This window comes from Halobacillus litoralis (genome assembly GCF_020171725.1).
GTDB lineage: Bacteria > Bacillota > Bacilli > Bacillales > Halobacillaceae > Halobacillus > Halobacillus litoralis_F.
In genome coordinates this window covers 527,390-540,055 of record NZ_JAIVAJ010000001.1, presented here as the reverse complement: position 1 = coordinate 540,055, position 12,666 = coordinate 527,390, and the positions used below count along the sequence as shown (strand labels likewise).

Sequence of the window (12,666 nt, the reverse complement as noted above, 5' to 3'; positions counted from 1 at the left end):
AAAACGGATTCAAAAGGGGATATAATCAAACCAAGTTAATAAATCAATTGATTTTTTTTGAAGGTTTACGAAACCGGTTTCGTAAACGAAATTCATTCAAAGCAATTATAAGGGGAGATTAATTTGTCAAAGAAAAAAGGCTTGTTAGCTGGAATGTTATTGTCCGCCAGTGCTTTCTTATTTGCCTGTAACGGGGATGACTCACAGGCTTCTGGAGAAAACGGAACGACATTGGATTTCTGGGTATTTGGAGCAACGAACTATGAGAGTTTAGCAGAGGAGTACGAGAGCGAGAACCCTGATGTTACGATCAACATCAAAAATTCTGAGCTTGGGGATCACCATAACAGTTTGTTCACATCCATCTCAGCGGGTACAGGGGCTCCTGACCTGACGATGATTGAAGTGGACCAGTTGGACCGCTACCGCGAAGCGCAGGATCGTTTTGTGAACCTGTATGACCTTGGCGCAGATGAAATTCAAGATCAGTACTTAGATTGGAAATGGAACATGGCTGAGAACGGCGAGGGAGATTTCCTCTTCGGACTTCCAACCGATATCGGACCAAAAGCGATGTACTATCATACTGGCGTGTTTGAAAACGCGGGTCTTCCAACAGATCCTGACGAAGTCTCTTCTATGATCTCTACTCCAGATGAATTTGCTGAAGCAGCTTCAACTGTACTAGATGAGACAGGCAAGCCGATGGTTGACAGTATGGAAATGGCATTCCGTGCAAACATGGATGCTCTTGAAGTGAGCTACTTCAATCGTGATGGCGAGCTTCTTCTAGGGGACGAAGGAAATGGAGTTAAGGAAGCGTACGACTATGCTGTTGAACTGCACCAAGAAGGGTACGTTGGAAACTTCGAAATGTGGACTCCTGAATGGGCGAATGCTTTGAACAAAGGTGAATTTGCTGTTGAGATGGCACCTGCTTGGTTGAAAGGATACATGACAGAGAACGCTCCTGAAGGAAAAGGAAACTGGAAAGTAACGACACTTCCAACAGACTTTGCGGGTAACTGGGGTGGATCTTATGTAGCGATTCCTGCCGAGTCAGAAGTTCAGGAAGAAGCGTATGCGTTCGCGAAATGGTTGCTGTCTCCTGAGAACCAGCTGAAGTCCTTTACAGAAAGCGGATTGTTCCCATCTGCACCTTCTGTCTATGAAATGGATGAATTCGTGAACAGCGAAGATGAATACTTCGGTGGTCAAAACACGGCTGCCTACTTCGCTAAAGCAGCGGAAGAGATTCCTGCTGTTTACAAAGGACCAAAATACGTAACAGTTAACAATGAAGTTCTGACCGCATTACGTAATGTTCAAGAAGGCGGAGATCCTGAAGAAGAGTGGAACGCAGCGATTACTAGAATCGAAGATATCTTGAAGCGATAAAACAATCGGCTGGGTAAGGTTTCTTGCCCGGCCTCTCTTAAGTAAGGGGTTGAGGAAGTGGAGAATGTTGAAAAAAGTCAACATGTAGCAGCGAAGAAAAGCAAGAAGCAGCTGTCAGAAAAAAAGAAAGATATGATCTCAGGCTATTTATACGTAGCCCCGTTCTTCATTATTTTCGGCATCATCGGCTTATATCCAGCCGTTTTCAGTATTCTACTTGCGTTCCAGAAGTGGAATGGTTTAGGTGATATGACGTTTGTCGGGATGCAGAACTTTGTGATCGTTTTGCAGGACCCGTTGTTTTGGAAGTCGTTGTATAACACCGTCATTATTGGATTGATGGGGACAGCCCCACAGTTAATTGTCGGAATCATTTTGGCTTACTTTTTGAATATGGCCGTCATTCGGTTCACAAATTTCTTCCGAGTTACGATCTTCATGCCATACATTACATCCATGGTAGCTGTAGCCCTTGTATTCGGAGTGTTCTTCAGTAGTAACGATACAGCGCTCGCAAACTATGTTTTAGGGTTACTAGGTTTTGATCCTGTCAGCTGGAAAACATCAGAATGGGGAGCGAAAATCGCCATTTCTCTCATGGTGTTTTGGCGCTGGGTTGGATATAACACGATTATCTACCTTGCAGGCCTTCAAAGTATTCCAAAAGACTTATACGAAGCAGCGACCATTGATGGAGCAAATAAAGTTCAACAGTTCATGCACATCACCGTACCTTTGTTGAAGCCTTTCATCGTGCTGACTGTGTTTATGTCGACAGTAGGGGCCTTGCAGCTATTCGCTGAGCCGACCGTCTTCCTTGGAAGCTCTGCTTTCAACCGTGATGAAGCAATGACTGTCGTGATGTACCTTTACCGTGATGCCTTTAACTTAGGATCCTTCGGAACAGCATCCGCAACAGCCGTATTGCTGCTGATCATCATCATAAGTGCCGCTGCAATCAACACATGGTTGACTTCCGGTGCTGGACGTAAGAAGAAGAGAGGAGTGTAAGTATGGCAAAGACTAAACAAAAAAGAATCACAAAAGGAACGCTGCCGATCTACATCGTGCTGACCTTTGCTTCGCTGCTTTCTCTTTTCCCGTTTTATTGGATGTTTGTCATGGCGACGAGACCAAGTGCAGCGTATAACTCGATACCGCCGACATTACTCCCAGGTACGAAGCTTGTCGAGAACTTTACGAAGGTGTTGGATACGATTCCGTTCTTCCAAGCGATGTGGAACACGATTTTACTATGTTCTGCTGTAACGATCGGGGTACTGCTCATTAGTTCACTGGCAGGGTTCGCCTTTGCCAAGTTCGAGTTTCCAGGTAAAAACTTCCTGTTCATCTTAATCCTATTGACGATGGTTATTCCGCCGCAGTTGGGATTGATTCCACAATACTATCTGATTTCTCAATTGGGCTGGTTGGATACACTGCTAGGTGCAGGTGTCATCTTCCTCTTGAATCCATTAGGGATCTTCCTAATGAGGCAGTATATCAGTCAGTCTGTGCCTGATGAATTGATGGAAGCAGCTAAATTAGACGGTTGTTCAAACTTAAGAATCTATTGGAGTATCGTTCTCCCAATCATCAAACCCGCTTTTGCAACACTCGGGATCATCGTCTTCACGCTTGTATGGGGAGAGTTCTTGTGGCAGTTCACGGTTCTACGTGACCCATCATCTTATACATTGCAGGTAGCGCTTGCTTCCTTGAACAACGCATTCCGCGTTGACTTCGGTATGCTGCTCTCAGGCGTATTCTGGGCAACCGTTCCGTTGATCATCATCTTCTTGATGTTTAACAAACTATTCATCTCGAGTATTACAGAGGGCTCCATTAAGTAAAACATGCTACACTCGCTCTTTGTTGATACAATAGAAGTAACAAATTGCGAGTCGTTTTGAAGGAGCTGCTAAACCATGGATTTAACCATACGAGACATTGCCAAGATGGCGGGTGTTTCTCCAGCCACTGTATCTAAAATCATGAACAATTACGGTGGGATAAGTGAAGCTACAAAGCAGAAAGTTTTTAAGATTATAGAGGATACCAATTATCAACCTACGTTTTCGGCGAAGTCTTTGGCTACGAAGAAATCGAACTTGATCGGTTTGATCTACGCAGGGAAAATCAATGTGGATTTTAAACACCCGTTCTTTAATGAAGTAGTCAACACCTTCAAGAAATCCGTCGGTGCATTAGGCTATGACCTCCTTCTTTTCTCCAACGAGAAGTTCTATCAGGGAGAAAGCCAGTATTTGGAGCGTTGCAAGCACTTTCACGTCGACGGATGTCTGATCATTGCCGGGGATGAAATCGAAGAGGCCGTTCATGAAATCGCGAAAAGTCAGATTCCATGTATTGGGATCGACTTGGAGCTTAACGGTCCACACTCGAGTTACCTGATGACAGATAACGAAAAGATAGGAATGAAAGTAGTCGAGCATCTCTATTTGAATCAGGTGCGAAAAATTGCATTTATAGGCGGAAATCCGGATTCATTCCTCGCGAATATTCGAAATGAAGGATATTTTGCTGCGATGGAAAAGTTCGGACTGCCTGTACGAGATGAGTGGATTCACTATGGTGACTTCTTTGAGGAAAGTGGCTATCAGGCAATGAAGCAGATGTTAACCCATCAAGAGTACCCTGAGGCTGTATTCGCAGCCTCGGACATGATGGCCTTAGGTGCATTGAAAGCCATTAAGGAAAAAGGTCTGTCTGTTCCTGAAGATATACAGCTTATTGGTTGTGATGACATTGAAGCTTGCCGTTATAGTGATCCTCCGTTAACAACTGTGAAACAAGATAAACAAAAGTTAGGGAAGCTTGCTGCCTACATGCTTGATGATCTCATTAGGGATCAGAATGATATACATCCCGTAAAAGTAGATCCTGACCTCGTGCTTCGAGCATCAACCATTGAAAGGTAGACGAGCCTCCTGAAAATCAATGGAGGGAAAGAACATGACAACCATTCAATTTCCAGATAACATCAAATGGGGAGCAGCAACGGCTTCTTATCAAATAGAAGGAGCGGCATCAGAAGGTGGAAGAAAACCTTCGATTTGGGATGTCTTCTCCCATACTCCAGGAAAAGTGAGACGTGGCGATCATGGTGACGAAGCGTGTGACAGTTACCATCGTTATAAAGAAGACGTCCAATACTTAAAGGAGCTCGGTGTCGATATGTACCGCTTCTCCATCGCCTGGCCTCGGGTGATCCCGAACGGTACAGGAGAGTTGAATCCGGAAGGGGTACAGTATTATCGTAACTTGATCAACGAACTGATCGAAAACGATATCGAACCGATGATCACGCTCTATCACTGGGATCTTCCTCAAGCCCTTCAAGAAAAGGGTGGATGGGAAAGTCGAGAAACGATCGATGCGTTTGAAGCCTATGCTAAAGCCATGTTTGAGGAGTTCGGAGATGTTGTGAGTAAATGGATTACGATCAACGAACCATGGTGTGCTTCGTTCTTATCCAATTACCTAGGCATTCACGCACCTGGTAAGACCAGTCTCCAAGCAGGTGTCGATGTGTCTCACCATTTACTTGTTGCTCACGGTAGAGCGGTGAAAGTGTTCCGTGATGTGGTGCCTAATGGTGAAATCGGCTATGCCCCGAACGTTGGCTGGATGGAACCATACACCGACCGCCAGGAAGACATCGACGCGTGTAAGCGTGCGATGATGTGGCAGAAGGAATGGTTTATGGATCCTGTCTTCAAGGGCTCTTATCCAGAAGAACTCGTTCAGTTATTCAAAAAGGAAGGCGCTGACCTGAAGCTTGTGGACGGTGACCTGGAGCTGATTTCACAACCGATTGAATTTATGGGGATCAATTATTATACCGGAAGCCTTGGACGCTATAAAGAAGGAGAAGGCCTTTTTGAAGCAGAAGAGATTCCACTTGATAACCGCCGTACGGATATCGGTTGGCCGATTTACGCGGATGGGTTTTACCGCGTATTGAAAGATCTGAATGAAACCTATGGCGATGTGCCAATTTATATTACAGAGAATGGTGCTTGTTACAACCATGAAGAAAAAGATGGCGAGGTCAACGACAAAGAGCGAATTGATTACTTGAAGCAGCACCTAGCTTCCATCAGTCGTGTTGTAGAAGCCGGGGTTCCGATTAAAGGGTACCTTGTCTGGTCGCTCTTGGATAATTTCGAATGGGCTTTCGGGTATGAAATGAGATTCGGTATTATTCACGTCAACTTCAGAACCTTTGAACGAACACCTAAAGACAGCTTTTATTGGTACAAGCAGACGATCACCAACGGGTGGTTTGAAGTGTAATGGATGGACCCTGGGGGATACTCCCAGGGTCTTCCTTGTTTATGTGGTCCCTTGGGGGTCATAATGGAAGTAAGGAATAAATCTTGAAAGCGGTGATGGTATGCAAGTACGCATAGAATGGGTGTACAAGAAAAAGAAGGGACCTTCTGTAACCTTTTTTTCCGAGGAAATGAAAGCTCAGGCAGCGCTTCTTGTAGCGGAGGATCTTGAGAAAACCGGGCGCGTGAAGGAAATCCAATTCATTGATGGCGATCATCAAACCTGGTCCGTAAAAGAAATGAAAAAGTTCATTGAAGGCATTCAGACAGAACCTCATGACGCTGTCATCTATTTCGATGGAGGATATGACATCGGCAATCATCAGGCAGGCCTCGGGGCGGTGATCTATTACCAGCAAAATCATAAAACCTACCGCCTGAGGACGAATGCTGGTGTAGATGAGATGGAATCGAACAACGAAGCTGAATACGCGGCGCTTCATTTTGCACTTAGGGAGCTTGAGCAGCTCGGAGTGCAGCATCAAGAGGTCACCATCAAAGGAGACTCTCAAGTGGTCATCAACCAGTTGAAGGACGAATGGCCGGTGATGGAAGAGGGGTTGTCCAAGTGGGCAGATCGGGTCGAGAACCACATGAAGATGATTGGCGTCCGTCCCTCTTATGAGCTGATTTCACGGAAGCAGAATAAGGAAGCAGACCGTCTTGCTAGTCAGGCTTTAGAGAAGGTGGAAGTGAGGAGTACGAAAGAAATCGAAAATTGAACCGGATTGAATACAAAAGGCGGGTCCTCTCTTCAAATTTGAAGAAGGACCCGCCTTTTCAGATGAAAGACAATGGGCTTTCGTTGCTAAAAGGTCATGGATTCCCCGTCTTCAGGAACGAGTATCTTCCCCGTATTGTCTCTGGTTTCAAGGTAGCTATGGAGTTCCTCTCTACTTAATAAGCAGTGGTTCAACGCTTCCATATGGACGACTACAATGTTTGAATCTGGTGATTCTTCATGAGTACGGACGACATCCTCTTTCGTCATCGTGATCGGACCGCCTTCAAGGAACTGAGCAGCGCCACCGTTTACGACGATGACTTCAGGGCGGTGGGTGTCGATGGCAGCTTGGACGCCTTCATACCAAATGGTGTCGCCTGCCACATACAATGTTTTTTCATTCGGGTAGGTAAAGACAAGACCGGCTACTTCGCCTGTCAAAGAAGTCATCTCCTTGGAACCGTGCTGACCTTCTGTATGAATGACTTTCACGCCTCCGACCGTAACGTCCTGGTGGAAGGATTCCACTGCGGAGAATCCGGCTTCTTCGATTTTCTGTTTGTCTGCTTCATTCTGTACATAAATCGGAATGTCACTCGGAAGAGCTTGCTTCGCTTGTTCATCAAAATGGTCTGGATGAAGGTGGGTCACGAAGACAGCGTCTACGCGTGTGATCTCATCGATCGTCATAGGAAGCTCGACGAGAGGATTGTTCAAGTGTTGATTTTCTGTATTCTCAAACGGAGGCATCGCACCTTTGTCTGAAAGAAACGGATCGATCAGAAACCTATGATTCGCATATTCAACGAGCAAAGTAGCATTTCTTACAAGTGTCAGGTTCATTTCTTTTCCCCCTTTAAGTAGGTGTACCCTTATTACTTTTACACTTTCTTCTCTTCATAAACCTTTTCTGCCAGGCAAAGCACATAAGCTGTTTCAGGAGGCTCACACTAAGCGAAAAAGCAGGTGATGACGGATGACCTTGTATCGCCTCGGCTACGTGGCCATGAGTGTTCATTTGAAAAACGCTTCCCCGTCTCAGACGATGACGTTGAATACCTTCAGAAAGATTACAGACAAGGAAGCGGCATTGAGAAAGCTTGAACGGATTGCACAGTCTAATCTGCAGAACTGTCTGAGGCTGTTAAAGCACAATAACGCCCACGATATCGATTTTTTTCGTCTCAGTTCGAAGCTTGTCCCACTCGCTACACATGAATCTTTTGAGAAATGGGATTACATCCGCCCCTTGAAGAAGGAACTTGAGGAGCTTGGGAGCTATGCTGAAGAAAAGGGGATGCGGTTGGATTTTCATCCCGATCATTTTGTCGTCTTAAATACTCCGAACAAAGAGCGGTTTAAGGCTTCGATGGCGATTCTCAAATACCATTATCTCTTGTTGTTCCACATGGGGATCGATCCTTCCCAGCGATGCGTGCTTCACTTGGGCGGAAAATATCAAGACAAAGAGTCCTCCCTTGAGAGACTGATCGAGAATTGGGCGTCCGTTCCAACGGGGCTACAGAAAATGGTGATGCTCGAGAATGATGATACGTCCTACACGCTTGAAGACTGTTTATACGTATGTGAAAAGTTGAATGTGCCTCAAATCTTCGACCTGCACCATCATCTCGCAAACCATGATGATCCGAAGTGGGAGAATCACTGGGGAAGAGTCGTGGAGACTTGGAGGCATTCTACGTTACCCATGAAAATGCATATTTCCAGTCCTAAATCATCTGAGGAATTTAAAAGTCATGCAGACTATATTGATTATGGTATGTTCCTTGAGTTTATAGAAAAAACAAACGGCTCCGTTGACCAGATTGACTGCATGATTGAAGCGAAGAAGAAAGACGAAGCACTGTTTCAGTTGGTGAACGAGCTGAAGAATGATCCACGAGTCGAAATGCAGTCGGAAGGTTCTTTCAAATGGAAAGGATGATCGAACCAAAACAATCCCCGCTTCCGAAAGAAGCGGGGATCGAATTAAAAGACTTTTGTTGTCCAATCTTCGCAGTTCCAGACGTCCGTCACAATATCCTGATAAAATTCAGGTTCGTGAGAGATGAGCAGGACGCTGCCTTTATATTCTTTCAGTGCGCGTTTCAGTTCTGCCTTTGCATCGACGTCGAGGTGGTTGGTCGGCTCATCGAGAACGAGCAGATTGGTTTCTTTATTGATCAATTTACATAACCTGACTTTCGCCTTCTCGCCACCACTTAACACTTGTACTTTGCTTTCGATGTGCTTCGTCGTCAATCCACAGCGGGCGAGTGCTGAGCGGACTTCATACTGTGTGAAGTGCCTGAATTCTTCCCATACCTCTTCTAAGCAGGTATGCTGGCTAACCTCTTTCAACTCTTGTTCGAAATAACCGATGTGAAGGTGATCGCCCAGTTCTACAGAGCCGGATACAGGCTGGATTTCACCGAGAATACTCTTGAGCAGAGTCGTCTTCCCGATTCCGTTTGCACCAGACAGTGCCAGCTTCTGACCGCGCTCCATCGATAAGTTCAGAGGCCTTGATAAGGGTTCGTCGTACCCAATGACAAGGTCTTTCGTTTCGAATAAATATTTTCCAGGCGTTCTGGCCTGCTTGAAGTTGAAGGTCGGTTTCGGCTTTTCGGAGTCCAATTCGATGACGTCCATCTTGTCGAGCTTTTTCTGACGGGACATGGCCATCTTACTCGTAGCGGCATTCGCTTTGTTTCGTGCAACGAAGTCTTTCAGGTTAGAGATTTCTTTTTGCTGCTTTTTGTAGGCGGCAACCTTCTGCTGCTTTTTCATTTCATATACGCGTTGGAATTCGTGATAGTCACCAGGATAACGAGTCAGTTCTTGATTTTCCATGTGATAAATCAAATTGACCACGCTGTTCAGGAACGGAATATCGTGAGAAATGAGAATGAAAGCATGCTCATAACTTTGCAGGTATCCCTTTAACCATTCAATATGCTCGACATCCAGGTAGTTTGTCGGCTCATCGAGTAAGAGGATCTCAGGCTTCTCTAATAACAGCTTGGCAAGAAGGACTTTCGTTCGCTGGCCGCCACTGAGGTCATGAACGTCTCGCTCCAACCCGATTTCGTCAAGTCCAAGGCCGTTTGCAATTTCTTCGACTTTCGCATCGATCGTGTAGAAGTCATTGTTTGTAAGAATGTCCTGCATCTGCCCGGTTTCCTCAAGCAGCTCAGTGAGCTCATCAGGATCTACTTCTCCCATTTTAGCGAAAAGCTGATTCATGTCTTCTTCCAAATCAAACAGGTACTGGTAGGCTGTGCGGAGGACATCGCGGATTGTCATTCCCTGTGCGAGGTCGGCGTGCTGATCCAAGTAGCCGACACGTGTGCGTTTCGCCCATTCAATCGTACCGGCATCCGGTTCGACTTTCCCGGTGATGATGTTCATGAACGTGGACTTCCCTTCACCGTTAGCTCCGATCAATCCGATGTGCTCGCCTTGCAGGAGGCGGAAAGAAACATCTTCAAAAATGGCACGGTCTCCAAAACCGTGTGTTAATTTATTGACTGTGAGTAAACTCATCGTATATACACCTTTTCTATTAAGATTTCATGGTTTTCTATTATAAAGGTCATGACGCAAAAGGGATAGTGGGTTACCAAAATAAAATGGAAACGTGCTGATTTTCAGCACGTTTCCATTTTAGCATATAGAGTCTTTTGGGTTCGGATTTTTGAGTCCGAATAATGGGCGGAAGAAGAGAGCGAGGAATGTGCCGAGTAAGGCCATGATCATCCATACATAGCCGTGAAGGCTGAAGGATGCGATCCCTCCGAAGTACGCTCCGATGTTACAGCCGAATGCGAGACGTGCCCCGTATCCCATCAGGATTCCGCCGATGGTGGAAGCAAACGCAATGCCTGGCTTGATTTTGCCTGGTTTGAAGTTCCCTTGGAAACTCGCCGCGATGAATGCGCCGAGAATGATACCGAAGTTCATCACACTTGTAGAGTCGGCAAGCACGGTTTGGTTAAGCGGCTCGGTATTTCCCTGCCAATACGTCCAGCCTGCTACATCTACGCCGAAGATTTGAAGGAATTTGGATCCCCAAAGTGCGAAGGCAGACGTGATTCCCCAAGGATTGCCTCGAATCGTTAAGGTGAGAGCGTTCAACAATCCAAGGATGACAGCGGCCAATAGTAGCGGCCATGCACCGCGCCATAGACGTTTCAAACCACTCGTTGTAGCGAGTGGAGCCATTTTTGGTGGGTTTTTCTTTTTGGCGACTTTAACCGTGATTCCGTAGATACCAAGAAATACGGCAATCTGTACGATCCACCCTCCAAAATATCCGAAACCTGTGGATTCAGCCAGTGAAATGGCCGGAAGGGATGGAAGGTCGCGCCAGAATCCGATGTGATATGCGCCGAGCACGGATCCGGCAATGAATCCGAACAGAGTCAGAATCATAGATGACTTTCCTCCGCCGACGGTATAGAGGGTACCGGAAGCACAACCGGACCCTAGCTGCATGCCGATTCCGAATAGGAATGATCCGGCAACAACGCTTAGTCCAACCGGAAAGACGTACCCTTGAGGTGCATTCCCGGTGAAACTGAATCCTGTTGCTAGAATGATTGCAAACAGAGTGGTTGCGACTCCTAGCATGAGTAAATGTGCTTGAAGACCTTGGACATTTCCGACGGACATCAGTCTGCGGAAGGCAGATGTGAAGCCGAAGCGGGCGTGCAGCAAGGTTAGACCAAATGCGATTCCAACAAGGAACAAGACGCCCTGCGTAATGGTTGTGACATTTATTATAAGTGCGAACAATAGAACAGATACAACCACGCCCACCCAGACAAACGGTTTTTGTACAGGATTGAGTGGTGAAGCTTCTGTTGATTTTGACCACGTACTTGTGCGTGGCATTGTATTTGAGGACATGGATAAACCTCCTAAAACATATTTGTTTACTTGGTTATTCAACGTGACATATTTTAAAGGACAACTCGTCTATTTGTAAACCATTGTGCATAGACTGTTTGTAAAAGAGACAAGGTGTAGATTTAACGTAGTCTTAACACGATTGCTTAAGGCAAGTGGTAAACTGAAAGGGAAGACAGGCTGTTCACAATACTATTTTTGGAGGGATGTCTTATACCTGTCGGCTTCCGTAATTTCACTCGTTTGTTTTTCCTTGTCCATTCAAAATCAAGTCGAAGAACGGCGTGGAGAACCTCTGGTGCACCTCCCCCAAATGAATGAATGATATGGAAGCTGCGTACAAGACGACGCAGCTTTTTTGTGCCGTCTTTAAGATACAAATACGAAAATAGGTTTAAAATAGGAAGGTTAACCCAAAATAAGAAAGGGTATGGATAAAAAAAGAATCATGGAAGGAGTGAAAGAATGCCAAAGAAAAACGAGTGGCACGTTATTTTCCTATTAGATAGCAAGCGCGTCGTAACGCATGATTTAGAGCTGAGCGAAGCGATGGATGAAAGGGAAGCATCTGAGTTTATCGTGAAGCAGCTTGATCGTGGAACGTGGTGGTTTTTAGAGGATGGAGTGGCGCTTCACACACGTGGGGTGGAAAGCTTTTATTTAGATAAGTGTGCAAGAAGAACCCGCTTTTCCAGAGACTAAAAAAAGGAAGCTCATCAGCTGAGCTTCCTTTTTTCATAACTATAAATGTTTTTTTGCTATTCGTATCAACGTCGTGTAATTAATGAGTTGATCAGGATAAGATCTCCACTTTGATTTGACGGCGTCCAAACTCCAAGGCTTCGGATTGTTGAGGGATAAAGACGTCTATTCGATTGCCTTCAATATCTCCTCCGATGTCGCCTGCAATGGCGACACCGTATCCCGGCACACGTACTTTAGAACCGAGCGGGATGACGTTTGGATCGACAGCGATCACTTTTTGGCCTGGATTCGCGCGAAGATCGATTCCGGTGTACGTGGTCCCGCTGCATCCGTCACAAAATGCCGTATATGCCGTTGCTTCTACGTTGACTGTTTGAACGTTCTGTTGTTCTTTCTTCTGCTCTTGCTTCTTTTTCTCTGGGAATCGTTTTGTGGCGATTTCTTTCTCTTCTATATTATGATCTCTTTTGTTTGTTTCTTCTACTTTCTTTTGTTCGTCTGCATATATCATCGGTCCGTCCTGGACACCTAGAAACATAATTCCAACTGCATAAAGGAACGAAAACGTGA

The 12,666-nt window shown here is 45.6% G+C and carries 11 protein-coding genes and 1 pseudogene; 8 read left to right on the top strand and 4 right to left on the bottom strand.

Annotation, left to right across the window (positions count from 1 at the left end):
• Positions 1 to 123: 123 nt before the first annotated feature.
• The 6 genes from LCM20_RS02885 (at position 124) to LCM20_RS02860 (ending at position 6,478) form a co-directional block, all read left to right on the top strand.
• A complete protein-coding gene (locus LCM20_RS02885) occupies positions 124 to 1,398 on the top strand; it encodes an ABC transporter substrate-binding protein (RefSeq protein WP_225193918.1) in 1,275 nt (424 codons plus the stop codon).
• 57 nt (positions 1,399 to 1,455) lie between these two features.
• Entirely contained in the window at positions 1,456 to 2,409 is a 954-nt protein-coding gene (locus LCM20_RS02880; protein ID WP_225193917.1) for a carbohydrate ABC transporter permease, read from the top strand.
• A 2-nt stretch (positions 2,410 to 2,411) separates the two neighbouring features.
• Entirely contained in the window at positions 2,412 to 3,251 is an 840-nt protein-coding gene (locus LCM20_RS02875) for a carbohydrate ABC transporter permease (protein ID WP_225193916.1), read from the top strand.
• A gap of 75 nt (positions 3,252 to 3,326) precedes the next feature.
• Positions 3,327 to 4,340 (top strand): LacI family DNA-binding transcriptional regulator, encoded by a 1,014-nt coding sequence (locus LCM20_RS02870; RefSeq protein WP_225193915.1) that lies wholly within the window; start codon positions 3,327 to 3,329, stop codon positions 4,338 to 4,340.
• Positions 4,341 to 4,374: 34 nt separating this feature from the next.
• Positions 4,375 to 5,718, top strand: coding sequence for a GH1 family beta-glucosidase (locus LCM20_RS02865; protein WP_225193914.1), 1,344 nt, complete (start codon positions 4,375 to 4,377; stop codon positions 5,716 to 5,718).
• 100 nt (positions 5,719 to 5,818) lie between these two features.
• Entirely contained in the window at positions 5,819 to 6,478 is a 660-nt protein-coding gene (locus LCM20_RS02860) for a reverse transcriptase-like protein (protein WP_225193913.1), read from the top strand.
• A gap of 86 nt (positions 6,479 to 6,564) precedes the next feature.
• Here the strand turns inward: LCM20_RS02860 and LCM20_RS02855 are convergent, their stop codons facing one another.
• Positions 6,565 to 7,323, bottom strand: coding sequence for an MBL fold metallo-hydrolase (locus LCM20_RS02855; RefSeq protein ID WP_225193912.1), 759 nt, complete (start codon positions 7,321 to 7,323; stop codon positions 6,565 to 6,567).
• 133 nt (positions 7,324 to 7,456) lie between these two features.
• Between LCM20_RS02855 and uvsE the strand changes: the two genes are divergently transcribed.
• Entirely contained in the window at positions 7,457 to 8,425 is a 969-nt protein-coding gene (uvsE, locus tag LCM20_RS02850; RefSeq protein WP_225193911.1) for a UV DNA damage repair endonuclease UvsE, read from the top strand.
• Between the two features lie 44 nt (positions 8,426 to 8,469).
• Here uvsE and abc-f read toward each other — a convergent pair whose 3' ends face one another.
• Positions 8,470 to 10,026: a ribosomal protection-like ABC-F family protein gene (gene abc-f / locus LCM20_RS02845; protein WP_225193910.1), complete on the bottom strand. Its 1,557-nt coding sequence runs from the start codon at positions 10,024 to 10,026 to the stop codon at positions 8,470 to 8,472.
• Between the two features lie 120 nt (positions 10,027 to 10,146).
• Entirely contained in the window at positions 10,147 to 11,391 is a 1,245-nt protein-coding gene (locus LCM20_RS02840; protein WP_225193909.1) for a YeeE/YedE family protein, read from the bottom strand.
• A gap of 465 nt (positions 11,392 to 11,856) precedes the next feature.
• Here LCM20_RS02840 and LCM20_RS02835 point away from each other — a divergent pair, with 465 nt between their 5' ends.
• Positions 11,857 to 12,093, top strand: coding sequence for a hypothetical protein (locus LCM20_RS02835; RefSeq protein ID WP_225193908.1), 237 nt, complete (start codon positions 11,857 to 11,859; stop codon positions 12,091 to 12,093).
• A gap of 91 nt (positions 12,094 to 12,184) precedes the next feature.
• Here the strand turns inward: LCM20_RS02835 and LCM20_RS02830 are convergent.
• Positions 12,185 to 12,463: pseudogene (locus LCM20_RS02830) on the bottom strand (3D domain-containing protein); the annotation flags it as partial.
• Positions 12,464 to 12,666 lie beyond the last annotated feature (203 nt).